This is a genomic window from Halomonas saccharevitans, assembly GCF_032333995.1.
GTDB classification, from domain to species: Bacteria; Pseudomonadota; Gammaproteobacteria; order Pseudomonadales; family Halomonadaceae; genus Halomonas; species Halomonas saccharevitans.
Genome location: NZ_JAVXUR010000006.1, coordinates 92,566 through 118,943, shown reverse-complemented (window position 1 = coordinate 118,943; position 26,378 = coordinate 92,566). Strand labels below are relative to the sequence as shown.

Below are 26,378 nucleotides of genomic sequence, written 5' to 3'. Positions count from 1 at the left end.
GCATGCCGCCCGCATCATGCCTCGCCCAGCAGCGCCTCCGGCAGCCACAGGCGCCGCTCGCGCTTCCAGTGGCGCACCAGGGCGGGCACGCCCTTGCCGGCGGGCTGCTCGAGCCCCGCCGTGCCGGGCGGCGCCAGGGCACTGGCCTCGGGGTCGACCAGCACGCAGGGCGCATCCAGGGGAGTATGCTCGAGCAGTGCCGCGGCCGGCATCACCGCAAGCGAGGTGCCCACCACCAGCAGCAGGTCGGCCCGGGCCACGGTCTCGCAGGCATCAGCGAAATGCGGCACGCCCTCGCCGAACCACACCACGTCGGGGCGCAGCTGGCTTCCCTTGTCGCAGAGATCGCCGAGGCGGATACCGCCGCGGGGCAGCGGGTAGTGCATGCGCGCATCCACCGTGGAACGCGCCTTGAGGATCTCGCCGTGCAGGTGCAGCACCCGGCGCGAGCCGGCGCGCTCGTGCAGGTCGTCGATGTTCTGGGTGATGATGCTGACCGCGAAGCCCTGCTTCTCGAGGCTCGCCAGCGCCTTGTGGGCGGCATTGGGACGGGCCCGGCGCACCTGGTCGCGGCGTTGGTCGTAGAAGCGCAGCACCCGCTCTGGATCGCGCCGCCAGCCTTCGGGGGTGGCGACCTCCTCGACCGGATGGTCGGCCCACAGGCCGTCGCTGGCGCGGAAGGTCTGGATACCGCTCTCGGCACTGATCCCCGCCCCGGTGAACACCACCAGATGCGGCGCTCGCTGCTCGACCATTCACCACCTCTCGCCGCTTGGGCGCCAGCGACTCACTCTCCATCGCCAGCGACCCTCAATATTCAAGACTTGCCACCGCCCGAAACTACCACTCCGAGCCCCGGTGCGACCAGAAGGTCACCGCCCTGCCGGCGGCTCCATCAACCGGATCACAGGCGCTCGAGATCCCGGCAACGACACCTCCAGCCCCACCCGTTGGCAAGGCTGGCATCCTTGTCGGCAAGACGGCACGGTCAGGCGCCATGGTAGCCATCTTCCTCGGGGTCCTCGTGGTCCCCCTTGGGCAGCTCAGCGGCCCAGGCCATGGCCTCGGCGTGCTCGCGCCTGGAAAAGGTGCGGATCTCCACAGCCTTGAACAGCCGCTCCTCCAGATGGGCGAGGTGCTTGATCCACTGCTGGTCGGTGACGACGGCGGCCCGGTGGTAATGCTCGAGATCGCCAAGCTGGGTCAGGCCGTAGCCGACATCCTTCAGCAGGGCGGTCAGGGTCATCCAGCGAAGCCCGTCGATCTCGACCACCATGCTGACCCGGGAATGGGCCTGCTTGGCAGCTTCGATGGCATCGATGGCGGGCTGCAACTCCTGGGCCGTGACGACGCCACTCGCCTTCATCGCCACGACATGCTCCGCAGGGTGGGAAATGAGGTCCAGCATGGGCGCTCTCCTTGGCGTTGATTGAGTGTCAAAGCAGGCTCGGTGGCTTTCAGCATAGCGTGGCTCGGCTCGGCCTGGAGCTGACTAGGTGACCCGGCTAATGGACCAGGCCGTTGTCATCGTCGCCGGCGAAGCGGCGCTTGTTGCGATACGGATAGACGTCGATCACGCGGCCGTCGAGTATGGCTTGCTGCAGTCCCTTCCAGTAGTCGGCATCGAAGAGTTCCGGATGCAGCTGGAAGAAGAGCCTGCGAAGCCGCACGTCGGCGAACAGGAAGGGGCCGAATTCCTCGGGGAACACATCATTGGGTCCCACCGAGTACCAGGGCTCGTCGGCGAGCTCCTGCTCCGGATACATGGGCTCGGGGATGTGCCGGAAGTGGCACTCGGTGAGATAGGTGATCTCGTCGTAGTCGTAGAAGATCACCCGCCCGTGGCGAGTCACCCCGAAGTTCTTCAGCAGCATGTCACCGGGGAAGATATTGGCGGCGGCCATCTGCTTGATGGCGTTGCCGTAATCCTTGAGCACCGTCCGGGTCTCCGCCTCGTCGCAGGTCTCCAGGTAGAGATTGAGCGGGGTCATCATGCGCTCGGTATAACAGTGCTTGATGATCACCTTGTCGCCGCGCAGATAGACGGTGGATGGCGCCACCTCGAGCAGATGCGCCAGGCACTCGGGATCGAAATGGTCCTGGCGGGCGATGAAGTTGGAGAATTCCTGGGTATCGGCCATGCGCCCTACCCTGTCGTGGCGCTTGACCAGGCGATACTTGTCGCGGACGTTCTCGGCGGTCATCTCCTTGCTCGGGTCGAAGCGGTCCTTGATGATCTTGAACACGGTGCGAAAGGAGGGCAGCACGAACACGGCCATGACCATGCCACGCACCCCCGGGGCAATGATGAACTGATCCTCCCGCCGGGCTACCTGGCGGTTCAGGGCGCGGAAGAACTCGGTCTTGCCGTGCTTGAAGAAGCCGATGGCGGCATACAGCTCGCCCTGGGGCTTGTCGGGCATCAGCTCCTGGAGGTAGTGCACGAACTCGCTGGGTACCACCACCTTGACCTGGAAGTAGGCGCGGGTGAAGGAGAAGATGATCGAGACCTCCTCGGGCTCGATCAGCAGCGTATCCAGGTGCAGCCCCTCGCCCTCGCGGTGCAGCACCGGCAGCACCAGCGGCACCTGCTCGCCGCCGCCCAGCACCCGCCCGACCAGGTAGGCGCCCTTGTTGCGATAGAAGACGCTCTTGATCAGCTCGATCTCGGCCTCGGGATCTTCCTGGATGGCCGCGGGCAGCAGCCGTCTCAGCACCTCGCTGCCGAGCTCGACGTCGCGCGCCAGGTCGACGAAGGGCGTCTCGAAGCGCGCCTCGCCGAGCGCCCAGGCGAGGCCCTCCGCCCAGTCTCCGCGCACCCGCCGCAGGCGACACAGTTCGAGGCCGGAATGGTGCGCCGCCCGCTCCCGGGAGCTGTAGACGAACATCCAGTCGTTGCGGATGTGGCGATGGTGAAACAGCGAACAGAACATCGAGTTGAAGAAGGTCTCGGCGAGTTCGTAGTCGAGCCGCTGATCGATCAGCTCGGCATAGTGCCCGCGGGCCTCCTGCCAGCACACGCAGTGGGTCAGCTGCTCGTCGTCGAGGGTGCGCCTGAGACGCACCAGGGTGTCCTGGACCTTCTCGTCGTAGAGGTCGATGCGCTCCGCCGAGGCCCGCTGGGCCTCGCGCCAGGCGGCATCGCGAAAACGCCGACTGGCGTCGTCGGTGATCTGCTTGAAGCGCGAGCGATATTCGTCGAAGCCGTGCAGCACCGTGGCGGCTAGGCGATAGGCGGGCGAATGCGACATGGTCGGGCTCCGGGCAACAGTCGCGTTCAGCATGCCGAATCGTGTCGCGCAAGACGAGCCGACCATGGTGGTGTCCCCCGCCGACCGTCGAGCTTATCCAGGCGAAAGGCGCCGGTGGCTCGAGGCTCTTGGCGAAAGGGGCGGCTTGCCCCTTGGCGAACCGCCGGCAAGCCCCCCACACTGTCGGGGCAGACTCGCGGCGTGCCGCGACGCGCCGACATGCCATGCCGCGCGTTTCGCGACGACGCTTGACGACCGATCCTAACGACCGACTTTCAAGACAAGGAAACACCCCATGACGATAGCCAAGGGCGACAAGATTCCCGACATCACCCTCAAGACCAACGGCGCCAAGGGCCCCGAGGACCTCTCTACCGGCGACTTCTTCGCCGGCCGGCGGGTGGTGCTCTTCGCCGTGCCCGGCGCCTTCACACCGGGCTGCTCCAACACCCACATGCCGGGCTTCGTGGTCAATGCCGACAAGCTTTTTGACAAGGGCGTGGATGCCATCGCCTGCATGGCGGTGAACGATGCCTTCGTGCTGGATGCCTGGCAGAAGGATCAGAACGCCCAGGCCATGACCATGCTGGCCGACGGCAACGCCGAGTTCACCCGCGCCCTGGGCATGGAGCTTGACGCCTCCGGCGGCGGCATGGGCCTGCGCTGCAAGCGCTTCGCCCTGATCGCCAACGACGGCGTGGTGGAGTACCTCGGCATCGACGAGAAGGGCGTCGAGGCGAGCAGCGCCGAGACCGTGCTGGCCAAGCTCTAGGCTCGAGCCCGCCAGGGGCGTGACAGCATGAGCGTGGCGTGAGCGGGCACAGCCGGGATGACAGCGCGGCGCCGGGGGGCGACAATGGCGCCCCCTTGTCCCGGCCCCGATGCTCCGATGACGCCACCGCTCAGCCTTCTCTATCAGGATGACCACCTGGTCGCCGTGCACAAGCCGGCCGGCCTGCTGGTGCACCGCAGCGCGCTGGCCCGCGGCGAGCGCGAGTTCCTGCTGCAGCGCCTGCGCAACCAGCTGGGCCGGCGAGTCTACCCGGTGCACCGCCTGGATCGCCCCACCTCCGGGGTGATCGTCTTCGCCCTGAATCCCGAGATCGCGGCGTCGCTGCAGGCGGCCTTCACCGAGCGACGAGTCAGCAAGCGCTACCTGGCGGTGGTGCGCGGCGTCGGCCCGGCGCAGGAGCGCCTGGACTACCCGCTGCGCGAGGAGGATGGCCGCCGGCCCAAGGCGGAGATGCCCGCCATGGAAGCGGTGACCGAGGTCCGCCGGCTCGACAGCGTGGAGCTGCCGGTGCGCGTGGACCGCTACCCCCAGAGCCGCTATTCGCTGATGGAGGCGCGCCCCCTCACCGGCCGTCGCCACCAGATTCGCCGGCACCTCTCGCGGCGCGGCTACCCGATCATCGGCGATGCCAAGCACGGCAAGGGCAACCACAACCGCTTCTTCGCCGAGCAGCTGGCCTGTCCCCGCCTGCTGCTGGCCGCCGTGGGCCTGGCCCTCGATCATCCGGTCAGCGGTGAGCGCCTGGACCTCCACTGCCCGCTGGACGCCACCATGACGGCCCTCTTCGAACGGTTCGGGTGGACCGGCCACCTGCCGACAGCAACCCGCTCCCCCTCTCAAGCGTGATGCCATGACCGATTCCGCCCCGCTCGCTTCGCCCTCTTCCGTTCCCGACGACTTCGAGGCCCGCTTCGGCGGCATCCGCCGGCTCTATGGCCGTCGAGCCGCCGAGCGCTTCCGCACCGCCCACGTGGTGGTGGTGGGCGTGGGCGGCGTGGGCAGCTGGACGGTGGAGGCGCTGGCGCGCTCGGGGATCGGCAAGCTGACGCTGATCGACCTGGACGACGTCTGCGTCTCCAACGTCAATCGCCAGCTGCACGCTCTGAACGGCACCATCGGTCGCCCCAAGGTGGAGGTGCTGGCCGAGCGCTGCCGAGCCATCCAGCCGGGCATCGAGGTGGTGGCCGACAGCGCCTTCGTGACGCCCACCAACCTGGCACAGCGCATCCCCGAGGATGCCGATCAGCTGGTCGATGCCATCGACAGCGTGGTCGCCAAGGCGGCGCTGATCGCCTGGTGCAAGCGCCGCAAGCTGCCGATCGTGGTGACCGGCGCCGCCGGCGGCCAGACCGATCCCACCCGCATCCGGGTGGCCGACCTGACCCGCACCGAGCACGACCCGCTGCTGGCCAAGGTGCGTGCCCGTCTGCGCCGCGACTTCGGCTTCTCGCGCAATCCCAAGCGGCGCTTCTCGGTGGAGTGCGTCTACTCCGACGAGCAGCTGGTCTACCCGGGCAGCGACGGCGAGGTCTGCTTCCAGAAGCCCGGCGAGGGGGAGGCGACTCGGCTCGACTGCGCCTCGGGCTTCGGCGCGGCCACCTTCGTCACCGGCAGTTTCGGCTTCACCGCCGCCTCCCGAGTGCTTGGCCGGCTGGCGAAACAGGCCGCCGCCACCTCCTGAATCGTCCTTACTGATTCACCTTCCCGGTCATCACACCAGCAGAGGAACCGCTGCCATGGACAAGAAAGCCCCCCGCGGCATCTACCGCCACTATAAGGGTCCGCTCTACGAGGTGCTCGGGGTCGCCCGGCACAGCGAGACCGAGGAGCCGCTGGTGGTCTATCGCGCGCTCTACGGCGACTACGGGCTCTGGACGCGCCCGCTGGACATGTTCCTGGAGACCGTCGAGGTGCAGGGCGAGCCGGTGCCGCGCTTCGCCCTGGAAAAGGCCTTCCCGTAAGCCAGGCCCTCAGACGCGAAAGCGCCCCGTGGCAACAGGCCACGGGGCGCTTTGTGATCGGCTCGAGCCGTCGTAGCGAGAGCGTTACTCGTCGCCGGCTTCCTGCATCTGCTTCATCAGGTAGTTCTCGATACCGACCTTGTCGATCAGACCCAGCTCGGTCTCGATATGATCGATGTGATCTTCCTCATCGGCGAGGATGTCGCGGAAGAGGTCGCGGCTGACGTAGTCCTTGACCTGCTCGCAGTAGGTGATCGCCTCGATATAGTCCTGGCGGCCCTCGTGCTCGATCTTGAGGTCGCTCTCGAGCATCTCACGCACGTTCTCGCCGATGTGCAGCTTGCCCAGGTCCTGCAGGTTGGGAACGCCCTCGAGGAACAGGATCCGCTCGATCAGCTTGTCGGCGTGGTTCATCTCCTCGATGGACTCGTCGTACTCCCACTTGGCCAGCGCCTTCAGGCCCCAGTCCTTGTACATCTTGGCATGCAGGAAGTACTGGTTGATCGCCACCAGCTCATTGCCGAGCGCGGTATTCAGGTGCTCGATGACCTTGCTGTCGCCTTTCATCTCATTACCTCGATCACGGTTGTCAGTACACGATTCCAGCTTGGCATGGGCGCGACGGCCTGGCTAGCCCGTGGCGTCACAGTGTAAACACCGCCAGAGATAACTCAATCAAATCATGGGCTTGTAAAAACAAAGGCGAACGATAGCGATTTCTTTCACACGGCGTAAGCGAGCCATTCGGCGGCGTTATTCATCTCAGCCTTGATGGCCTCGCGGGTGATGTCCTTGCCCGTGCTGGCACACTTGCCGCACTGGGTCGCGCACCCCGTCTGCTGCTGGACCTCGCGCCAGCTGCGTGCGCCCTCCTCGACGGCGCCGCGAATTCGATGGTCGGTCACGTTCTTGCAGAGACACACGTACATGTCATCACCTCACGCTGATCATGAAGTGAATGTAAATGATTCGCATGGGTAACCGCAAGCGCCGTGCGGTGAAAATCTGATCGATATCAGGTTTTCTGGCCCGACGCTGCCGAGGCGCTCAGCGGGTCTTGGGCAGCACCACCACGCGGGTGCCGGAGACGATGTCCGGCCAGCTGCGCTTCTCGTCGTCGAAGAGGATCCACAGGTATCCGAGGCCGAAGGCCGCCAGCGAGACGGTCGCCACCAGGAAGCGCTGCAGCGCCTGGAAGGCGGTGATCGAGCAGCCATCGAGGGTCTGCACCCTGAGCCGCCAGGCCTGCATGCCCAGGGTCATGCCGCCCCGCGTCCAGAAGAAGGCGAAGAACACGAAGGCCCCGAGTGCCATCAGCAGGCGCAGGGAGAGCACCTGGGCGGCGCCCAGGCCGACCTGCTCGGCCGGCACCGCCAGCACCAGCCGCACCACCGCCAGGTGCAGCGCGGTGATGACGATCCAGATCGCCATCACCAGCAGGCCGTCGTAGAGCATGGCGCCCAGCCGCCGGCCGAGGCCGGCCGGCCAGACTTCATCGAGTCGATCGAAACGTCGCTGCATGAAAACCTCGTTCAGCCGGTACGGCGCAATAGGTACAGGCCCACCCCGGCACACAGCAGGGTCGGCGCTAGCACCGCCCAGGCCGGCGAGAAGCCGAACACCGTCGACGCCGGCCCCAGCAGGTCCTGAAGGTACTTGAAGGAGAGGCCGACGATCACCCCGTAGAAGACCCGGGTGCCGGCGGCCACGGTGCGCAGGGGACCGAACACGAAGGAGGCCGCCACCAGCACCAGCGAGGCCATGGTCAGCGGCATCAGCATCTTCTGCCAGAAATAGAGCAGTGGCTGGGTCGCCTGCTGTCCCTGCTCGCGCAGATAGCGAGCGTAGTTCCACAGCTCGCTGGGGGCCTGAGTCTCGACGTCGCGCAGCAGCCGGTCGAGCTGCGCGGGGGTCATGCTCGTCTCCCAGGGCAGGGTATCGTGGTGCCGAGCCTCGGTGCGCCCCTCGTCGAAACGGGTCACGGCGACCTGCCTGAGCTGCCAGTGATCATCCTGCCAGACCGCCTGGCGGGCGCTCAGCGCCTCGGTGAGCGTGCGGCCCTCGAAGCGATAGCGGGTCAGGTCGAGCACGGTGTCGTCGGCGCGGATGGCGCCGAAGCGATAGACGTCGTCCCCCTCGCGCTGCCAGCCGCCCCGCTGGGTGAGCAGCGCCCCCTCGCCCTGCATCTGCTCGAGGCGCCAGGCGCTGGCGAACTGCTCTGTGCGCGGGCTGACGAACTCGGCGATGGTCAGCACCACCAGAATGACCAGGATGATCGGCTTCATCACCCCCCAGAGGATGCGCACCAGGGAGCGACCGGCGGCGCGCATCACGGTCAGCTCATTGCTCGAGGCCATGCTGCCCAGGCCAATCAGCGCACCGATCAGCACCCCCACCGGCGCATACTGATAGAAGCGCCAGGGCAGGCGCATCAGCAGGTAGAACAGCACCTGGAGGGCGCCGTAGTCGCCCTCGACGTCGCCGAGGTCGTTGATGTAGGTGATCACCAGGTCCAACCCCAGCAGAACGACCTGCACGACGAGGATGGCGCCCAGCACGTTGCGGGCGATGTAGCGATCGAGACGGTCGGTAATCATCCGCTCATTCCCTTGCGCTGGGCCCTGGCCATCATGGCCAGGCCAATGGCCAGAAAGCCGCCGTGGATCGGCCACATCCCGATCGCCACCGGCCAGCTGCCGCGGCCGATGGCGTCCAACGCCGCCAGCAGCAGGCTGAGGTAGGCCACGTAGAGGAAGATCGCCGGCAGCAGCTTGGAGAAGCGCCCCTGGCGCGGATTGACCCGCGACAGCGGCATGGCCAGCAGGGTCAGGATAAAGACCATCAGCGGCAGGCCGAGGCGCCACTGCAACTGGGCCATGGCCGGCAGTGCCTCGGCGCCGAACAGTGCGGCGGTGGTGGCGTACTCGGGGGAATCGAGTTCGGGGCTCTGGGCGGCCCCGGAGAGACGCACGGCGTAGGTGCCGAACTCGAGGCGCTCGGCCTCGGCGCGGCCGGGGTCGACGCTGTAGCGCTCGCCCTCTTCCAGTACCAGGAAACGGCTGCCGGTCTCCTCATCGACGGTCTGATAGCCACTTCGCGCCCGGGTCACCACGCTTTCGGGGGTCGTGTCGCTGCGCGACTGGCGCTCGCTGATGAAGACCTCCTGCATACGCGTGCCGTCGTCGTTGAAGCCCTCGGTGTAGGCCGTGCGACCGCCGCCGAAGTCCTGGAAGCGTCCCGGCGCCAAGGCCGTGAAGTCGAGCTGGCTGCGCTGCTCCTCGAGCATTACCTCGTTGTGCAGAGCACCCGCCGGGGTCAGCCACAGGCTGCAGATGCCGACCAGAATCGCCACCAGAGTCGCCGGCACCAGGCTGACCTGCAGCAGGCGATGGGGACTCGTGCCGCAGGCCACCAGCACGGTGATCTCGCTGTTGAGATAGAGCTGCCCGTAGGCCAGCAGGATGCCCAGGAAGAAGGCCAGCGGCAGAATCAGCTCGAGAAAGCCCGGCAGGTGAAAGAGCATCAACGTGCCGAGGATGCTCACCGGGATCTCCCCTTCCGCCGCGTTAGAGAAGTAGCGGATGAAGCGGCTGCCCATGATCACCAGCAATAAAACGCCGGCCACGGCGGACATGGTCAGCAGGATTTCGCGGGTCAGGTAACGGAATATGATCAACGTTGTCTCCTGGCTGGACACCCCCTGGTGCCCGGCCATCTTCCATGCAATGACGCCTTGCCTTGGGTACACTGGAATGACTCGGCAACGTGCCGGCATTATCCAGAATCCCCCCTCGATTGTCTTGTGGAGACTCCATGGAATTCCCCGTTCAGACGGCCAATCCCGCCAAGGTCGAGACGGCCTGTCTCGTGGTCCCGGTATTCAAGGACGGTGAGCTGTTGCCCGCCGCCGCCAAGCTCGACAACGCCAGCGAGCGGCTGATCGGCCAACTGATCGAGCGCGGCGATTTCGAGGCCACGCTCGGCAATGTCCTGATGGTGCCCTTCGCCCCGGGCCTCAACACGGACCGACTGATGCTGGTGGGACTGGGCGAGCGCGGCAAGTGCCAGGAAGGCGCCTTCCGCAAGGCCGTGGACGCCGCCTTTACCGCGATCGCGCCGCTGCCCGCCGAGGACGTCGCCGTGGCCTTCACCGACGTGCCGGTCGCCGACCGCGGCTGCGACTGGAAGGCCCGCATGGTCGCCGAGGCCACCCATCGCGCCGTCTACCGCTTCGACGACTTCAAGTCCGAGAAGGCGCCCGCCCCGCGCCTGGAGAAGGTCACCCTGCTGATCAGCGAGCAGGGTGACGCCGACGCGGCCCGCCGGGGTGCGCACGTGGGTGATGCCATCGGCCAGGGCGTGGCCACCACCCGCACCCTGGGCAACCTGCCGGGCAACGTCTGCACGCCGAGCTACCTGGCCGAGCGCGCCGAGCGGCTGGCCGCCGAATCCGGCGGCGAGCTGACCGCCGAGATCCTCGACGAGGCGGCGCTGGAAGAACTCGGCGCCCACAGCCTGCTTTCCGTGGGTCGCGGCAGCGCCGAGCCCTCGCGGCTGATCGTCATGCGCTACCAGGGCGCCGAGGAGGCCGACGAGGCTCCCCACTTGCTGGTCGGCAAGGGCATCACCTTCGACACCGGCGGCATTTCGCTCAAGCCCGGCGAAGGCATGGACGAGATGAAGTTCGACATGTGCGGCGCCGCCAGCGTGTTCGGCACCGTCACCTCGGTGCTCGCCATCAAGCCCAGGATCAACCTGGTGGCCATCGTCGCCGCCGCCGAGAACATGCCCGACGGCCGCGCCACCAAGCCCGGCGACATCATCCAGACGCTCAAGGGCCTCTCCGTCGAGGTGCTCAACACCGATGCCGAGGGCCGCCTGGTGCTGTGCGACGCCCTGACCTACGCCGAGCGCTTCGAGCCGGCCAGCGTCGTCGACATCGCCACCCTGACCGGCGCGGCGATCATCGCCCTGGGCCACCACGCCACCGGCCTGCTGTCCAACGATGACGATCTGGCGCTGGACATCCTGGACGCTGGCGAGACCGCCTGGGACCGCGCCTGGCACCTGCCGCTGTGGGACGAGTACCAGGAGCAGCTCTCCTCCAACTTCGCCGACTTGGCGAACATCGGCGGCCGCCCGGCCGGCACCATCACCGCCGCCTGCTTCCTCTCGCGCTTCGCCGACAAGTTCCCCTGGGCGCACCTGGACATCGCCGGCACGGCCTGGACCTCCGGCAAGCAGAAGGGGGCCAGCGGTCGTCCCGTCGGTCTGCTGACCCAGTACCTGCTGGACCGCGAGGCCGACGGCGAGGTCGAGGTCGAGGTCGCGGACGACTGATCGCCGCCAACGGGGTTGCCTTTTCCCTACGCGGACCTTTTCATGTGAGGTGACGACTTTCATGCACCGGGCCCTTGCCGGCCCGGTTCCCTTTTTCGTGCCGAGGGCGCCCGACGGCGCCCCGCCAGAAGCGGAGACCCCTCGCCGTGTCCACCGAACGCTTTTCCGTGCTGTCCACGACCCAGCCCACCGCGCCGCAGATCCGTGAACAGATCCTCGCCAACCCCGGCTTCGGTCGCTACTTCACCGATCACATGGCCCATGTGCGCTGGACCCTCGACGACGGCTGGCATGGCCACGAGGTGCGCCCCTACGGTCCGCTGACCCTGGATCCCGCCGCCGCCGTGCTCCATTACGGCCAGGAGATCTTCGAGGGGGTCAAGGCCTACCGCCACGCCGACGGCTCTGTCTGGACCTTCCGTCCCGAGAAGAACGCCGAGCGCTTCCGGCGTAGCGCGCGTCGCCTGGCGCTGCCGGAACTCTCCGACGAGGACTTCATCGACTCGCTCAAGGCGCTGCTGGCCAAGGACCAGGCCTGGGTGCCTACCCCGACCGACGAGACCGACGAGTCGAGCCTCTACCTTCGCCCCTTCATGATCGCCAGCGAAACCTTCCTCGGCGTGCGCCCCTCCCACGAGGTCGACTACTACGTCATCGCCTCGCCGGCGGCGGCCTACTTCCAGGGCGGCGTGAAGCCGGTCTCGATCTGGCTCTCCTCGCACTACAAGCGCGCCGCCGCGGGCGGCACCGGCTTCGCCAAGTGCGGCGGCAACTACGCCGCCTCGCTGGCCGCCCAGAAGGAAGCCGCGGCGCACGACTGCAGCCAGGTGGCCTTCCTCGATGCCGCCGAGAACAAGTGGATCGAGGAGCTGGGCGGCATGAACCTGTTCTTCGTCTTCAAGGACGGCCGCATCGTCACCCCGCGCCTCACCGACACCATCCTCGAGGGCGTGACCCGCGATTCGGTGCTGACCCTGGCCGGCGACGAGGGGCTGACCCCGGAGGAGCGGCCGATCAGCATCGACGAGTGGCGCGAGGGCGCGGCCTCCGGCGAGATCACCGAGGTCTTCGCCTGCGGCACCGCCGCGGTGATCACCCCGGTGGGCGAGCTGGTCACCGAGGACGGCAGCATCCGCCTGGCCGCCGAGGGCGACAACGAGGTGGCCAAGCGCCTGCGCACCCGCCTGCTCGACCTGCAGTACGGCCGCAGCGAAGACACCCGCGGCTGGCTGACCCGACTCGCCTGAGCCCCGACAACCGTGCGCTGACCGCCGGGGGCAGGACATAGCGAGGGTCCTTTGCCATGGAGGGCAAAGGTAGCGCCCAGGGATGGGTTCACAGCGCCCTCGCGGGGTCCTGCCGCCGGCGAGTCCGGCACCCTGAAGCTGAGGACACTTTCCCGGCACGGGCAAGCGAGCACCAGTCCCCTTCGAGATCCCATGACCCGCATCGACTTCTACATCCTGCCCGACACCACCCTGGAGGCCCGCTTCGGCTTCGCCTGCCGGCTGGCCGAAACGATCTACCGCAAGGGCTACCGACTGCACCTGCACGCCGAGGACGAGGCCATGGCCCGCGAACTCGACGACCGGCTCTGGACCTTCCGTCCCGACGCCTACCTTCCCCACGCCATGCTGGGCAGCGACCAGGAGGCGACGGTGCCGGTGACCATCGGCTGGGAGGGCCCGCCGGAGCCCGGCGCCCAGGCGCTGCTCAACCTGCACCCGGGCATCCCCGAGTGGTTCTCGCGTTTCGAACGCGTCGCCGAGATCATCAACCAGCACCAGGACGTGCTCACCGCCAAGCGCGAGTGCTGGCAGACCTACAAGAAGCGCGGCTACCCGGTCACCCCGCACCACCTGCGCGGCCAGGGCTGAGCCGCCTCGCCCATGACGCCGGCCCGCTCGGCAGGCTATAATCGAGCCCATTTTTCGCGCCCTGCGGCGCCGCCAAGACGCGGCTTGCCGTGCCTCGACGCCACCCTGAACACCCGGAAGCCCCCATGGACAAGACCTACCAACCCGAGCAGATCGAAACCCGCTGGTACGAGCGCTGGGAAGCCGACAACCGCTTCGCCCCCGCAGGCGCGGGCGAGCCCTTCTCCATCATGATCCCGCCGCCCAACGTCACCGGCAGCCTGCACATGGGCCACGCCTTCCAGGACACCATCATGGACACCCTGACCCGCTGGCGGCGGATGCAGGGGCGCAACACCCTGTGGCAGATCGGCACCGACCACGCCGGCATCGCCACCCAGATGCTGGTCGAGCGCAAGGTCGCCGCGGAAGAGGGCAAGAGCCGCCACGATCTCGGGCGCGAGGCCTTCACCGACAAGATCTGGGAGTGGAAGCAGGAGTCCGGCGGCGAGATCACCCGTCAGCTGCGCCGCATGGGGGCCAGCGTCGACTGGAGCCGCGAACGCTTCACCATGGACGACGGCTTCTACAAGGCCGTGCAGGAGGTCTTCGTCCGCCTCCATGAAGACGACCTGATCTACCGCGGCAAGCGGCTGGTCAACTGGGACCCGACCCTGCACACCGCCATCTCCGACCTGGAGGTGGAGAACCGCGACCAGCAGGGCAGCTTCTGGCACTTCCGCTACCCGCTGGCCGACGGCGTCACCACCGACGCGGGCCTCGGCTACCTGGTGGTCGCCACCACCCGCCCCGAGACCCTGCTCGGCGACAGCGCCGTGGCGGTCAACCCCGAGGATCCGCGCTACGCCTCGCTGGTCGGCAAGTTCGTCGAACTGCCGCTGGTCGGCCGTCGCATCCCGGTGGTGGCCGACGAGCACGCCGACATGGAGAAAGGCTCGGGCTGCGTGAAGATCACCCCGGCCCACGACTTCAACGACTACGAGGTCGGCAAGCGCTGCGGGCTTCCGCTGATCAACGTCTTCACCCAGAACGCCGCCGTCCTCGAGCGCGCCGAGGTCTTCGACCTCCAGGGCCGGCCGCTTGCCGACGTCGATCCGAGCCTGCCCACCGCCTACGCGGGCCTGGGTCGCTTCGAGGCCCGTGAGCGCATCGTCGCCGACATGGACGCCGCCGGCTTGCTCGAGCAGGTGGAGACGGTCAGCAACACCCTGCCCTACGGCGATCGCTCCGGCGACGTCATCGAGCCGCTGCTCACCGACCAGTGGTTCGTCGCCGTGGAGGAGCTGGCCAAGCCGGCCATCGAGGCCGTCGAGAACGGCGACATCGAGTTCGTGCCGAAGAACTACGAGAACATGTACTTCGCCTGGATGCGCGACCTCCAGGACTGGTGCATCTCGCGCCAGCTGTGGTGGGGCCACCGCATCCCCGCCTGGTACGACAGCGAGGGCAACGTCTACGTGGCCAGGAGCGAGGCCGAGGCCCGCGAGAAGCACGGCCTGCCCGCCGACCTCGAACTCACCCAGGACGAGGACGTGCTCGACACCTGGTTCAGCTCCGGGCTCTGGACCTTCGGCACCCTGGGCTGGCCCGAGCAGACCCCGGAACTGGCCACCTTCCACCCGACGAGCGTGCTGGTCACCGGCTTCGACATCATCTTCTTCTGGGTCGCCCGGATGATCATGATGACGCTCAAGTTCACCGGCGAGGTGCCCTTCCGGCAGGTCTACGTGCACGGCCTGGTGCGCGACGGCCAGGGCCAGAAGATGTCCAAGTCCAAGGGCAACGTGCTCGATCCCATCGACCTGATCGACGGCATCTCCCTCGACACCCTAGTGGACAAGCGCACCGGCAACATGATGCAGCCGCAGAAGGCCAAGGCGATCGCCAAGGCCACCCGCGCCGAGTTCCCGGAGGGCATCGAGCCCCACGGCACCGACGCCCTGCGCTTCACCTTCCTCTCCCAGGCCACCACCGGCCGCGACATCAAGTTCGACATGGGCCGTCTGGACGGCTACCGCAACTTCTGCAACAAGCTCTGGAACGCCTCGCGCTACGTGCTGATGAACGCCGAGGGCGAGGACACCGGCATGGGTAGCGAACCGGTGGAGCTGTCGCTGGCCGACCGCTGGATCGTCTCGCGCCTGCAGCAGACCCAGGCCCAGGTGACCAGGGCGATGGAGGAGTTCCGCTTCGACCACGCCTCCCAGGCGCTCTACGACTTCGTCTGGAACGAGTACTGCGACTGGTACCTGGAGCTCTCCAAGCCGGTGCTGTGGGACGAGGGCGCCAGCGCCGCGGCCAAACGCGGCACCCGCCAGACCCTGGTGCGGGTGCTCGAGGCGATCCTGCGCCTGGCCCACCCGATGATGCCCTTCATCTCCGAGGAGATCTGGCAGCGCGTCGCGCCGCTGGCCGGCACCCTCTCGGCCGAGGGCGGCTCAGAAGAGAGCGGCTCGATCATGAACCAGCCCTGGCCGCTGGCCGACGAGACCCTGGTCGACGAACGCGCGACCCGCGACATCGAGTGGCTCAAGGGCGTGATCGTGGCCGTGCGCAACATCCGCGCCGAGATGAACATCGCCCCGGGCAAGCCGCTGGAGGCGCTGCTCACCAAGGGCGGGCCGGAAGACGCCGAGCGCCTGGCGGCCAACCGCCTGTTCCTCTCCAAGCTGGCCAAGCTAGAGCGCGTCGAATGGCTCGACGACCCCGCCAAGGCGCCGCTCTCGGCGACCCAGCTGGTCGGCGAGATGGAGGTGCTGGTACCCATGGCCGACCTGATCGACAAGGACGCCGAACTGGCACGCCTGGCCAAGGAGATCGACAAGCAGGAGAAGCTGATCGGCGGCATCGAGAAGAAGCTCGGCAACGAGAGCTTCGTCGCCAAGGCGCCGGCCGCAGTGGTCGAGAAGGAGCGCGCCAAGCTCGCCGACTTCGAGGCCGCGCGCCGGCTGCTGGTCGAGCAGCGCGAGAAGATCGAGGCGCTCTGATCCAGCGGGTCGTGATCTAGCGGGTCATGATCCAGCGGGTCGATCGCTGACGACAAAGGGGCCGGGCGCTAAGCGCCCGGCCCCTTTCGTTGTGCAACGCCTGGGATCACAGTCCGCGGAAGCTCTCCCACAGCGCCGGCACGCCCGGGAACATCCCGATGCCCGCCATCACCGTGCAGAGGACCGCGAACACCACGCCAGGGATGATCCAGCGCCCCATGTGGCCCAGCTCGCGGCCGCGCTCCTTGCAGCCGATCAGCCCTAGGTTGTCCAGCAGCACCGTCAGCGACCAGCCGAACACCGGATTGACCAGCGCCGAGGAGAAGATCACCACCGCCGCGGACTGGGTGGTCTTGCCCTTGCGGGTCATCTGCATGCCCGCCTCCAGCAGCGGCACGTAGACCCCGACCATCAGCGCTACGCTGAGCACCGGCTGCCACACCGCCAGGTCCATCGGATAGCCCCAGAGGGCGGCCACCACGCACAGCAGGCCGGTCAGCACCGCCCCAGCGGGGATCGGGCGACGGGCGATCGCCGCCGGCACGATGTAGGTGCCCCAGGAGGAGCTGATGTTGCCGCCGCCCAGGAGGCTGCCGGCCACCTGGCGGGCCGAGGCGGTGACCATGGTGTCGTCCATGTTCATCACCACCCGGTCGGTCTTCGGCGGGTAGTTGAGCTGCTGGAAGACCCGATGACCGACGAAGTCCGGCGACCACATGGCCACCGCCAGCACCGCGAAGGGCGCCACGGCGACGAAGTGATGGAAGGACGGCAGGCCCAGCTGCCAGCCGGTGTCTTCTCCCCACCAGTAAAGCGGGTTCAGGTTGGGCATCCCCGGCTCGGTGGTGAACTCGAAGGGCGCGCCCATCGCGAACGACAGCACGCCGGCCAGCAAGGCCCCCAGCGGAATCGCCAGCCAGCGCATCTGGACGTGCTCCAGATAGGCGTACATGAGGATCGTGGCGATGATCACCACGAACGCCAGGTAGGCCATGTCGAAGCCTTCGGCCCAGGCGAACAGGCTTTCGATCTGGCCGCTGATGCCAATGAAGCCCAAGTAGAGCAGCAGGCCGCCGCAGACCCCGTTGCCGGTCAGCCGGGCCAGCAGGCTGCCGCCCTTGCTAATGCCCAGCAAAAAGCCCAGACCGCCGATCATCAGGCCCAGCGCCATGGGGTGTCCGCCCGAGGCCACGATCAGCGGCACCAGCGGGATCAAGGGCCCGTGGGTGCCGGCCAGATTGCTGGTCGGATTGAGGAAGCCCGAGACCAGCACCACGAACAGCACCGCGGCGATCAGCATCTCGTAGCGGACGTTCTCGATGACGAACTCGTCGGAGAGGCCAAGCTGGCCGGCGAAGGCGGCGACGATGGCGGCGACCATCACGATCTTGCCGATGGTGGCCGCCATGGCCGGCACCCAGTCCTCGATTTCGAAGCGGTAGTCGCGCCCCGGCAGGTTGGGGCGCCAGCGCCGCGGCGCCATGCTCTGCAGCTCATGCTCCAGGTAGTCGGCCCGGGAGGCGAAGGCCGAGCGTGGCTTGCGGCGTTGGCGATACTCGTCGTGGGTGTCGGTCATGGGCTCACTTGCGGGTGGAGACAGAGAATGGCGAAAAAAAGCTCGCCCACTCTAGGGAGGCCCGACCCGAGCCACAATCTGACATTCGGCTAATATAAAGAAGCGCCCGGTCCGTGGCAGGAGACACCCCCCGCGGCCGCACAAAACACTCACTCGACGCGCTTACTCAACGCGCTTACTCAACGCGCAGGAAGCCCCCCAGCACCCGCTGATCGGGGCCGAAGAACACCAGTCGATCGTGATCGATCAGGTAGCGATAGGCGTTCTCCAGAAGCGCGGTCACCCGGGCGGCGTCCTCTGCCCGGGGGCAGGCGCGCCGCGTGGTGGCAAGCTCGGTGAAGGCGATCCGCTGATTGTCGCCCAGCGCCGCCCGGCCGGTCAGCCGGTTGCAGCCGTCGCTACCACTCACCCGCCCCTCGTCGTCGATCACGAAGTAGGGGCGCGTGGGCATGTCGAGGCGCTCGCTGGTGCCCACCAGCAGAAGGTTCCAACGCTGCTCGACCACCGGCCCCTCGAGGCGGGCCGAGGGCTCCTCGACGATCCCCGGGGCCTGTCCACCGCGACACGCGGCGAGCAGCAGGGCACCGGCGGTGAGCAGGGCAATGTTGCGTAACATTTTGATCATCATGGTATCTTCCTTGAGGCGCAGGGCGGTGGTCCGGCGCCAAGCTTGCCCCAGCCGGGGCATCGAGACAATTCTTCGCCGGACCAGGAGGTCCCTGAATGCTTCACGCGCTTCACAACGATGCCCTCGGCAAGCTGATCCTGCGCCTCACCGTGGCCGGACTGATGCTGCCCCACGGCCTTGCCAAGCTGCTCAATCCGGGCAACCTGACCTGGATCGGCAACACCCTGGCCGCCCAGGGCCTGCCGACCGTGCTCGCCTATGGGGTGCTGATCGGCGAGGTGGTGGCGCCGCTGATGGTGCTGATCGGCTGGCGCAGTCGCGTGGGGGCCCTGCTGATGGTCGCCAACATGCTGGTGGCCATCTTCCTGGCACACATGGGCGACTTGACCGTCTTCAAGGACTCCGGCGGCTGGGCCCTGGAGCTGCAGGGCTTCTTCCTGTTCGGCGCCCTGGCGCTGGTCTTACTGGGCAGCGGGCGCATGGCCTGGCGGCCGGACTGATCGCGCCCGGCCGCCACGACACCTACCAGGTGCCGGTGTTCTCCATGGACGCCCACGGCTCCCTGGGCGGCTGGGCGTCGCCGGCCTGCAGCAGCTCCACCGAGATGCCGTCGGGGCTTTTGACGAAGGCCATGTGGCCGTCCCGCGGCGGGCGGTTGATGGTCACGCCGTTCGCCTGGAGGTGCTCGCAGAGGGCATAGATGTCGTCCACCCGGTAGGCCAGGTGGCCGAAGTTGCGCCCACCGCCGTACTCTTCCGGGTCCCAGTTCCAGGTCAGCTCGATCTCAGGCGCCTGGAGCTCGGCCGAGCGCGCCTCGTCCTGGGACGCGGTCAAGAAGACCAGCGTGAAGCGGCCCTTCTCGTTCTCCTTGCGGCGCACTTCCTTGAGACCCAGCAGGTCGCAGTAGAAGTGCAGCGAGGCGTAGAGGTCGCTGACGCGAACCATGGTGTGCAGATACTGCATGGGGAACTCCTGTCGCTTCAGTCGTGGGTGTACTCGGCGAAGACCGACGGCGTGCGGTCGTCGTGGCGCCAGCCCAGCACGGCGTAGTCGTCGTGACGCCCGGTCTCCATGCCGGGAGAGCCATGGGGCATGCCCGGCACCGCCAGGCCTGCCAGGTCGGGACGCTCGTCGAGCAGTCGGCGAACGTCCGACGCCGGCACGTGTCCCTCGATCACGTAGCCGTCGATCACCGCCGTGTGGCAGGAGGCGAGCCCCGGCGTCAGGCCGTGCTCGATCTTCACCGCGCGCATGTCGTGGGTCTCGTGCTGTCGCACCTCGAACCCCGCCTTCTCCATGTGCTCGGCCCAGGCCGTGCAGCAGCCACAGTTGGGATCCTTGTGCATCTCCACCACCGGCGCCTCGGCCCAGGCGGGGCTGGCGGCGGCGGTCAGCAGGACGCCGGCGAGGGCCAAACGTTGCAGTGGTGTCATGGCAGGCACTCCTAGGGTTAAGGTGTCGTCGATTGTCGGGTATCACCCGGCTCCTCTGCCACCCCGGAGCGACAGCATGAGCCACTACTGCGACCTGGCCCCCGGGCATCCGTTCCACGGGCCCTATCACGACCATGAATACGGTTTCCCGGTGGAGGACGATTGCGCCCTCTTCGAGCGCCTGGTGCTGGAGATCAATCAGGCGGGGCTCTCCTGGCTGACCGTGTTGAAGAAGCGCGCGGCCTTCCAGGCCGCCTTCGAGGGCTTCGACGTCGACCGGGTCGCGGCCTATGGCGAGGCCGAGCGGGCGCGACTGCTGGCGGATGCTGGCATCATCCGCAACCGCCTGAAGGTCGATGCGGCGATCCACAACGCCGGCGTGATCCAGGCCCTGCGCGCCGAGCACGGCAGCTTCAAGGCCTGGCTGGATCACCATCATCCCCTCGAACATGGCGGCTGGGTGCGCCTGTTCAAGCGCACCTTCCGCTTCACCGGCCCCGAGATCGTCGGAGAACTGCTAATGAGCAGCGGCTACCTGCCCGGCGCCCATCGCGACGACTGCCCCGTTCAGGCGAGCGTCCTCGACGCACGCCCCCCGTGGGCCGGCCGGTAGGATGACAGGCTCGCGACACATGGCGCCAACGGCCGAGCGGAGGCTTCACCCTTGCCAGCACAAGCGCTCAACGCAGCGGTGGGTGACCGGTTTCCAGCGCCGGCCACCCATCACTAGCACTCGCGCTGATAGTTCAGCGCAGCGGGATCAACCGAACACGTAAAACGCCAGCTTGTTGCCGTCGGGATCTTTCACGTAGGCACCGTAGAACTGGTCCTCGATCCGCTGGCCCGGCTGACCGTCGCACACGGCTCCCAGTGCAATGGCTTTCTGATAGTACGCGTCCACCGCCTCTTTACTGCCGACGGAAATGGCGACCATGTTGCCGTTTCCGGGATGGTTAGGCGCTTCATTGAAAGGAATGCACACCGCAAGCATGGGAGTGCTCATGCTCTCGCCGATAAACGCGATGCGGCCCATATCCAGCAGCACCTTGGCGCCCAGGTCGTGCAGCAGCTCGCTATAGAAGGTCTTGGCCTTGTCCATATCGCTGACACCCAGGGTGACGTATCCGATCATGGTGTTTCTCCGTTCAGGATGGTTAACGAGGGATTAGGGTACGCGGTTTCTTACCTGCTCGCGTGATGGGGCGCCACCGTCGCTGACGACGATCCGAGGCAGCGCGGCCCGGCTGGGCCCTGGGGAACCGGCGCCCCGCCTTGCCGTCAGAGCAAGGGCCTGCCGCCGACGAAGGAGCTTTTCACATGGATTCGATGACTCAGGCCGCGCTGGGCGCGGCGATCGGCGGTGCCGTGCTCGGCCGGCGGCTGGGCCGCAAGGCGGTGCTGATCGGCGCGGCACTGGGCACCCTGCCCGACCTGGACGTGATCATCGACTACGGCGACGCCGTGGCCAACGTCACCCAGCACCGCGGCTTTTCCCACTCGCTGTTCGTGCTGGCGGGGCTCGCCGCCCTGCTCGCGCTGCTGTCGACCCGCGTCGCGAAGGCGCGGGACATCTCGCTTCCCCGCTGGGGGCTGTTCTTCGGGCTCATCCTGCTGACCCACCCGCTGCTCGACGCCCTGACGACCTACGGCACCCAGCTCTGGTGGCCGCTTGACACGCCGCCCGTGGCCTGGCCGCACGTCTTCATCATCGACCCGCTCTACACCCTGCCGCTGCTGGTGGGCGTCGGCATGGCGCTGATAAGCGGCCGCGCGGCCCGCCCCGCGACCTGGGGGCTGACGATCGCCTGCGCCTACCTGGTGCTTGCCGTCGGCGCCCGACAGCTGGTCGAGGCGCGCATCGAGCCGGTGCTGGCCGAGCGCGGCCTCGAGCAGGCCCCGCGGCTGATCCAGCCGACGCCCTTCAACATCCTGCTGTGGCGAGTCACCGTGGCCGACGGCGGGCGCTACCACGAGGCCCTGGTGGGGGTGTTCGATGGCGACAGCGCCCCGTCGCTCGAGACCTATGCCCGCGGCGCCGAGCTGGAGGCGGCGGCGCTCGACAGCCGACGCGGCCAACGGCTCGACTGGTTCGCCGGGCCCTTCCTGCGCTATGAGATGCGCGAGCGTGACGGCCGCGATACCCTGGTGGCCACCGACCTGCGCCTCGGCTTCCCGGGCTTTCACCCCTTCGCCTTTACCCTGGCGACCCGCGAGGGCGACGACTGGCGGCCGGTGCCGGTCTCCGAACAGCTCACCTCTCCGGGAAAAAACAGCCGCGCGGCGCTGTCCCGGCTCGGCGGGCGCATCTTGAGCCCGGAGCCACGGCTCTGCACCAGCGACTTCGTCGCTCGCCAGTGGCTCATCGGCGCGCCCGGTTCGTGCTGAGATACTGAGGGACTGAGATGCTGAGCCCCGGCACGCAAACGGGGTGGCCGACGCCACCCCGTTTGCGGGTTTTCGATCAGCGCCGCGTCGCGGCGTTCAGAGCGCCTGCACCAGCCCCTCGATGGCCTGCTTCGCCTCCTTGAGCGCCGCCTCGCGGTGGGATTCCCCCATGGCGAGCCCCTCGGCGAAGACCACCTCAACCTCGGCGATGCCGATCAGGCCCAGCATGCCCTTGAGGTGCGGGGTCTGGCTGTCCATCGCGGTGCCGGCATATTCACCGCCCCTGGCCGCCAGGATCACCGCTCGCTTGCCCTCGATGAGCCCCACTGGCCCATTCTCGGTGTAGCGGAAGGTCTCGCCGGCCCGCAGTACGCGGTCGAACCACGCCTTGAGCTGGGACGGCACGCCGAGGTTGTACATCGGCACCGCCAGCACCACAACGTCGTGCTCAAGGAGCTCGCGAATCAGGTCGTCGGAGCGAGACGCCAGCTCGCGCTGCTCGGCGCTGCGCTCGCCGGCCGGCACCTGCCAGCTGGCGAGCTCCGGCTGGGTCAGGTGCGGCAGCTCATCGGCCACCAGGTCGCGAGCGGTGATCTCAAGATCGTCGCGGCCGGCGGCCAGGGACCGGAAGTGCTCGGCCAGGGCGATGGACTGGCCGTTCTCGCCGAGGATCGATGAGGTGAGAATGAGGGCGCGAGTGGTCATGGCAATCTCCTTGAACCGTTAGCGGACAATGCGTGCCATTCTACGTGCACTAAATGCAACGAAAAGCGCAAAGATCCGCCGTCTTCTTTCGATAAAAACGAAAGAAGCGCCCTCACCGCCTCAGGGCGCGATGCCCTGACCGCAACCCCGGTAGACCTGGTCGTTGAGGGAAAGCGTCACCCGGGCCGGCCAGGGCTGGCCGCTCATGTCATCGAAGCAAGCCTTCGCCTCGATGCGCAGGGTAAAGGGTCGCGCCGCCTGGCCGCTGGCCAGGATCACCCGCCCAGCGTCGTTGTCCAGGGTGGTCACCCGGTAGGGCAGGGTTACCTCCCGGCGGCCATAGTCCAGCGTCATGGTCAGCTCGGGAACGTCGTTGGCGAGCGCCACATGCCAGCCCGGCTCGTTGCCCTGGCCGCGGAACATCACCCCGGGGTGTTCCTCGCGGGTCAGGGCATCCCGGGTGACGTCAACCCGGCAATCGAGCCGGCCGCGCTGGCTCTCGACCAGCGCCTCCCGCCCCTTGTTCCAGAAGCTGAGGTCGCCCTGCTGGTAGCGGGCGCCGCTGGCCACTACGGCGGGGGCGAGACGCGTGCCCCCCTGGGCCGACCACAGCCGCAGCTCCTCCTTGGTGGCGGCGGTGACCAGGTCCTGAGCCGGCGTGCAGCGCCAGCCGGCCAGCTCGTCGGCCTCGCCGGGAAACAGCATCGAGGGCAGCAGCGGCGCCCTGGCCGAGGCCTCGTCCTGCGCCGGGTCGGCTTTCTCCAGGGAGGACGGGGCCGGCTCGGGCGCCGGCGCGCTCACGTAGGTGACGCAGCCGGACAGCCCCAGGGCCAGCAGCAGCGGCAGGGAGAGACGAAGGGGGACATGGCGGGACATGGCAGGGCTCCTTGGCAGACGATTCCTTGACGCGCGCTTACGTGGCGTGCGCTGTCGTTACCTCAGGATACCAGCCGCCGGACGGCTTGGCGCCGCCCGGCCGTCAGCCCCCTTTGGACATGACTCGAGGAACCGGAGACAGGTCGTAGAGGAGATACCGTCTCTCCTGACCTGCCCCCTACCTCAGCCGTGGCGCTGACGCAGCACCCGTGCCGCCTCCACCATGTTGGCGAGCGCCGGCTCCACCTCGGCCCAGCCCCGGGTCTTGAGGCCGCAGTCCGGGTTCACCCAGAGCCGCTCGACCGGGATGCGCTCGGCAGCCTTGTCCATCAGCGCCACCATCCAGTCCACCTCGGGAATATTCGGCGAGTGGATGTCATAGACGCCGGGCCCGATGGCGTTGGGATAGGCGAAGTCCTGGAAGGCGTCGAGCAGCTCCATGTCCGAGCGCGAGGTCTCGATGGTGATGACGTCGGCATCCAGGGCCGCGATGGCGGCGATGATGTCGTTGAACTCCGCGTAGCACATATGGGTGTGGATCTGCGTCTCGTCACGCACCCCCGCCGAGGCCAGCCGGAAGCACTCGACGGCCCAGTCGAGGTAGCCCTGCCACTCGGCACAGCGCAGCGGCAGCCCCTCGCGCAGCGCGGGCTCGTCGATCTGGATGGCGCGAATGCCCGCCGCCTCGAGGTCGAGCACCTCGTCGCGCAGCGCCAGGGCGATCTGCCGGCAGGTCGTCTCGCGGGGCTGGTCGTCGCGCACGAAGGACCACTGCAGCACGGTGACGGGCCCGGTGAGCATGCCCTTCATCGGCCGTTCGGTAAGCGACTGTGCATACTCGCTCCAGCGCACCGTCATGGCCGCCGGGCGCACCACATCGCCGTAGAGGATCGGCGGCTTGACGCAGCGCGTCCCGTAGCTCTGCACCCAGCCGAAGCGGGTGAAGGCGAAGCCGTCGAGCTGCTCGCCGAAGTACTCGACCATGTCGTTGCGCTCCGGCTCGCCGTGCACCGGCATGTCGATGCCGAGTGTCTCCTGGCGCGCCACGGCCCCGGCGATCTCCTCGCGCATCTGCGCCTCATAGGCCTCGCGAGAGAGGTCACCGGCCCTGAAGGCGCGCCGCGCGGCGCGGATCTCCCCGGTCTGGGGGAAGGAGCCGATGGTGGTCGTGGGGAACAGCGGCAGGGCGAGATGGCGCTGCTGGGCCACGGCGCGCTCGGCGTAGGGCCGCCGACGGCGCGCATCGTCATCGCTGACGCCGGCCAGCCGCGCGGCCACCGCGGGGCGATGCAGCCGCTCGGCCTCGCGACGCGCCTGCAGGGCACGGCTGGCGACCTCCACGCGCTCGCGGTCGATGGCGTCGGCGCGGCCGTCGAGCAGACGGGCCAGGGTGGCGACCTCATCCAGCTTCTGCCGGGCGAAGGCCAGCCAGCTTTTCAGTTCGAGCGAAAGATCGGTTTCCGCCTCTAGGTCCACCGGCACGTGCAGCAGCGAGCAGCTCGTCGCGATCCACAGCCGCTCGCCCAAGCGCATGCGCGCCACGGCCAGGCGCTCGCGCCACAGGGCCAAGTCGGCTCGCCAGACGTTGCGTCCGTCGATCGCCCCCACCGAGAGCACCTTGTGGGGCAGCAGGCGGTCGAGCACCGCTTCCAGCTCGTCCGGGGCGCGCACCCCATCGATGTGCAGGCCGGCCACCGGCAGGCTTACCGTCAGGGAGAGGTTGTCCCCCAGGCCGCCGAAGGGGCTGGCCAGCAGCAGCTTGACCGGGGCGGCCTGCAGACGGTGATAGGCGCGCTCATAGGCCTGCCGCCAGGCGAGCGGCAAATCCTGCACCAGCGCCGACTCGTCGAGCTGCACCCACTCGACGCCCTGCCCGGCCAGCCGCTGGAGCACCTCGGCGTAGACGTCGAGCAGGCCGTCGAGCAGCGCCAGGCGATCGAAGTCCTCGGGCACGTCGCCGCGCCCCTTGCCCAGCCACAGCCAGGTCAGCGGGCCGGTCAACGCCACCTTGACCGCATGACCGGCGGCCTTGGCCTCCTCCACCTGATCGAACAGCCGCTTGCTGGAGAGCCGGAAGCGCTGCCCGGGATGCAGCTCCGGCACCAGGTAGTGGTAGTTGGTATCGAAGTACTTGGTCATCTCGCAGGCCGCGGCCGGCGCGCCGCTGGGGGCGCGCCCCCGGGCCATGCGAAAGGCGGTGTCGAGATCCACCTCGCCGCGCGCCACCTCGTCCTCGGCGGCGAAACGCGGCGGCACCGCCCCGACCATCACCGAGACGTCGAGCACCTGATCATAGAAGGCGAAGTCGCCCACGGTCACCAGGTCGAGGCCAGCCTCGCGCTGGGCCGCCCAGTTCGCCAGGCGCAGCTCGCGTCCGGTGGCCTCCAGGGCCTGCCGGTCGAGGCTGCCCTGCCAGTAGGCCTCGGTGGCGCGCTTCAGTTCGCGATCCGCGCCGATGCGCGGATAGCCGGTAACATGAGCCATCGTCATGATGACATCCTTTGTTCATGAATGATGCTGAGGAGTCTCGCTGGCCATGGGAGGTGAATCAAACTAAACTTTCACA

The 26,378-nt window shown here is 67.9% G+C and carries 27 protein-coding genes; 11 read left to right on the top strand and 16 right to left on the bottom strand.

The window, feature by feature from the left end; all coding sequences use genetic code 11:
• Positions 1 to 14: 14 nt before the first annotated feature.
• From RSO68_RS14485 to aceK, 3 genes are all read right to left on the bottom strand, one after another.
• The gene (locus tag RSO68_RS14485; protein WP_089850107.1) at positions 15 to 755 is read right to left on the bottom strand and encodes an SIR2 family NAD-dependent protein deacylase; all 741 of its coding nucleotides are present in this window, start codon (positions 753 to 755) and stop codon (positions 15 to 17) included.
• Positions 756 to 988: 233 nt separating this feature from the next.
• On the bottom strand, positions 989 to 1,408 hold the full coding sequence (locus tag RSO68_RS14480; protein WP_315587100.1) for a SpoIIAA family protein: 420 nt from the start codon (positions 1,406 to 1,408) through the stop codon (positions 989 to 991).
• A 97-nt stretch (positions 1,409 to 1,505) separates the two neighbouring features.
• Positions 1,506 to 3,251 carry a bifunctional isocitrate dehydrogenase kinase/phosphatase gene (aceK, locus tag RSO68_RS14475; RefSeq protein ID WP_315587099.1) on the bottom strand — a complete coding sequence of 582 codons (1,746 nt, stop codon included), beginning with the start codon at positions 3,249 to 3,251 and terminating at the stop codon, positions 1,506 to 1,508.
• Positions 3,252 to 3,546: 295 nt separating this feature from the next.
• On the opposite strand from aceK, the gene RSO68_RS14470 reads away from it, so the two are divergent.
• The 4 genes from RSO68_RS14470 to RSO68_RS14455 all read left to right on the top strand — a co-directional run bounded on the left by RSO68_RS14470 (position 3,547) and on the right by RSO68_RS14455 (position 6,005).
• A complete protein-coding gene (locus tag RSO68_RS14470) occupies positions 3,547 to 4,023 on the top strand; it encodes a peroxiredoxin (protein ID WP_315587098.1) in 477 nt (158 codons plus the stop codon).
• Between the two features lie 117 nt (positions 4,024 to 4,140).
• Complete coding sequence (locus RSO68_RS14465) at positions 4,141 to 4,890, top strand: pseudouridine synthase (RefSeq protein ID WP_315587097.1); 750 nt, start codon at positions 4,141 to 4,143, stop codon at positions 4,888 to 4,890.
• Between the two features lie 4 nt (positions 4,891 to 4,894).
• A complete protein-coding gene (gene tcdA, locus RSO68_RS14460; RefSeq protein WP_315587096.1) occupies positions 4,895 to 5,725 on the top strand; it encodes a tRNA cyclic N6-threonylcarbamoyladenosine(37) synthase TcdA in 831 nt (276 codons plus the stop codon).
• Positions 5,726 to 5,780: 55 nt separating this feature from the next.
• Positions 5,781 to 6,005, top strand: coding sequence for a DUF1653 domain-containing protein (locus RSO68_RS14455; RefSeq protein WP_089852014.1), 225 nt, complete (start codon positions 5,781 to 5,783; stop codon positions 6,003 to 6,005).
• Between the two features lie 84 nt (positions 6,006 to 6,089).
• Here the strand turns inward: RSO68_RS14455 and bfr are convergent, their stop codons facing one another.
• From bfr to lptF, 5 genes are all read right to left on the bottom strand, one after another.
• The gene (bfr, locus tag RSO68_RS14450) at positions 6,090 to 6,572 is read right to left on the bottom strand and encodes a bacterioferritin (protein WP_089852016.1); all 483 of its coding nucleotides are present in this window, start codon (positions 6,570 to 6,572) and stop codon (positions 6,090 to 6,092) included.
• A gap of 155 nt (positions 6,573 to 6,727) precedes the next feature.
• Positions 6,728 to 6,934: a (2Fe-2S)-binding protein gene (locus tag RSO68_RS14445; protein WP_089852017.1), complete on the bottom strand. Its 207-nt coding sequence runs from the start codon at positions 6,932 to 6,934 to the stop codon at positions 6,728 to 6,730.
• Between the two features lie 118 nt (positions 6,935 to 7,052).
• On the bottom strand, positions 7,053 to 7,526 hold the full coding sequence (locus RSO68_RS14440) for an RDD family protein (protein ID WP_315587094.1): 474 nt from the start codon (positions 7,524 to 7,526) through the stop codon (positions 7,053 to 7,055).
• 11 nt (positions 7,527 to 7,537) lie between these two features.
• Positions 7,538 to 8,602 (bottom strand): LPS export ABC transporter permease LptG, encoded by a 1,065-nt coding sequence (gene lptG / locus RSO68_RS14435; protein WP_089852021.1) that lies wholly within the window; start codon positions 8,600 to 8,602, stop codon positions 7,538 to 7,540.
• The gene (gene lptF / locus RSO68_RS14430) at positions 8,599 to 9,681 is read right to left on the bottom strand and encodes an LPS export ABC transporter permease LptF (RefSeq protein WP_175535132.1); all 1,083 of its coding nucleotides are present in this window, start codon (positions 9,679 to 9,681) and stop codon (positions 8,599 to 8,601) included. The genes lptG and lptF overlap by 4 nt, the downstream gene beginning before the upstream one ends.
• A 137-nt stretch (positions 9,682 to 9,818) precedes the next feature.
• On the opposite strand from lptF, the gene RSO68_RS14425 reads away from it, so the two are divergent.
• From RSO68_RS14425 to RSO68_RS14410, 4 genes are all read left to right on the top strand, one after another.
• Positions 9,819 to 11,345 (top strand): leucyl aminopeptidase, encoded by a 1,527-nt coding sequence (locus RSO68_RS14425; protein ID WP_315587092.1) that lies wholly within the window; start codon positions 9,819 to 9,821, stop codon positions 11,343 to 11,345.
• A 146-nt stretch (positions 11,346 to 11,491) separates the two neighbouring features.
• A complete protein-coding gene (locus RSO68_RS14420; RefSeq protein WP_315587091.1) occupies positions 11,492 to 12,592 on the top strand; it encodes a branched-chain amino acid aminotransferase in 1,101 nt (366 codons plus the stop codon).
• A 192-nt stretch (positions 12,593 to 12,784) separates the two neighbouring features.
• Complete coding sequence (locus RSO68_RS14415; RefSeq protein ID WP_089852027.1) at positions 12,785 to 13,222, top strand: DNA polymerase III subunit chi; 438 nt, start codon at positions 12,785 to 12,787, stop codon at positions 13,220 to 13,222.
• Between the two features lie 125 nt (positions 13,223 to 13,347).
• Entirely contained in the window at positions 13,348 to 16,209 is a 2,862-nt protein-coding gene (locus tag RSO68_RS14410; RefSeq protein WP_315587090.1) for a valine--tRNA ligase, read from the top strand.
• Between the two features lie 106 nt (positions 16,210 to 16,315).
• Here RSO68_RS14410 and RSO68_RS14405 read toward each other — a convergent pair whose 3' ends face one another.
• Positions 16,316 to 17,785 carry a DUF3360 family protein gene (locus RSO68_RS14405; protein ID WP_315587089.1) on the bottom strand — a complete coding sequence of 490 codons (1,470 nt, stop codon included), beginning with the start codon at positions 17,783 to 17,785 and terminating at the stop codon, positions 16,316 to 16,318.
• Positions 17,786 to 17,960: 175 nt separating this feature from the next.
• Positions 17,961 to 18,413, bottom strand: coding sequence for an META domain-containing protein (locus RSO68_RS14400; RefSeq protein WP_390882415.1), 453 nt, complete (start codon positions 18,411 to 18,413; stop codon positions 17,961 to 17,963).
• A 95-nt stretch (positions 18,414 to 18,508) separates the two neighbouring features.
• Here RSO68_RS14400 and RSO68_RS14395 point away from each other — a divergent pair, with 95 nt between their 5' ends.
• A complete protein-coding gene (locus tag RSO68_RS14395) occupies positions 18,509 to 18,913 on the top strand; it encodes a DoxX family protein (protein WP_315587088.1) in 405 nt (134 codons plus the stop codon).
• Positions 18,914 to 18,935: 22 nt separating this feature from the next.
• Here the strand turns inward: RSO68_RS14395 and RSO68_RS14390 are convergent, their stop codons facing one another.
• Both RSO68_RS14390 and RSO68_RS14385 read right to left on the bottom strand, forming a co-directional pair.
• A complete protein-coding gene (locus RSO68_RS14390) occupies positions 18,936 to 19,376 on the bottom strand; it encodes a VOC family protein (RefSeq protein WP_315587087.1) in 441 nt (146 codons plus the stop codon).
• Between the two features lie 17 nt (positions 19,377 to 19,393).
• Positions 19,394 to 19,846, bottom strand: a complete 453-nt coding sequence (locus RSO68_RS14385; protein WP_315587086.1) for a DUF411 domain-containing protein — start codon at positions 19,844 to 19,846, stop codon at positions 19,394 to 19,396.
• Positions 19,847 to 19,922: 76 nt separating this feature from the next.
• Here RSO68_RS14385 and RSO68_RS14380 point away from each other — a divergent pair, with 76 nt between their 5' ends.
• Positions 19,923 to 20,459: a DNA-3-methyladenine glycosylase I gene (locus tag RSO68_RS14380; protein ID WP_315587085.1), complete on the top strand. Its 537-nt coding sequence runs from the start codon at positions 19,923 to 19,925 to the stop codon at positions 20,457 to 20,459.
• 147 nt (positions 20,460 to 20,606) lie between these two features.
• On the opposite strand, the gene RSO68_RS14375 is transcribed toward RSO68_RS14380, so the two are convergent.
• Entirely contained in the window at positions 20,607 to 20,978 is a 372-nt protein-coding gene (locus RSO68_RS14375) for a VOC family protein (protein ID WP_315587084.1), read from the bottom strand.
• Between the two features lie 185 nt (positions 20,979 to 21,163).
• Here RSO68_RS14375 and RSO68_RS14370 point away from each other — a divergent pair, with 185 nt between their 5' ends.
• A complete protein-coding gene (locus tag RSO68_RS14370; RefSeq protein ID WP_089852002.1) occupies positions 21,164 to 22,231 on the top strand; it encodes a metal-dependent hydrolase in 1,068 nt (355 codons plus the stop codon).
• Positions 22,232 to 22,327: 96 nt separating this feature from the next.
• Here RSO68_RS14370 and RSO68_RS14365 read toward each other — a convergent pair whose 3' ends face one another.
• The 3 genes from RSO68_RS14365 to metE all read right to left on the bottom strand — a co-directional run bounded on the left by RSO68_RS14365 (position 22,328) and on the right by metE (position 26,302).
• Entirely contained in the window at positions 22,328 to 22,936 is a 609-nt protein-coding gene (locus tag RSO68_RS14365; protein ID WP_315587083.1) for an FMN-dependent NADH-azoreductase, read from the bottom strand.
• A gap of 120 nt (positions 22,937 to 23,056) precedes the next feature.
• A complete protein-coding gene (locus RSO68_RS14360; RefSeq protein ID WP_315587082.1) occupies positions 23,057 to 23,812 on the bottom strand; it encodes a COG3650 family protein in 756 nt (251 codons plus the stop codon).
• Between the two features lie 183 nt (positions 23,813 to 23,995).
• A complete protein-coding gene (gene metE / locus RSO68_RS14355) occupies positions 23,996 to 26,302 on the bottom strand; it encodes a 5-methyltetrahydropteroyltriglutamate--homocysteine S-methyltransferase (protein WP_315587081.1) in 2,307 nt (768 codons plus the stop codon).
• Positions 26,303 to 26,378: the final 76 nt, after the last annotated feature.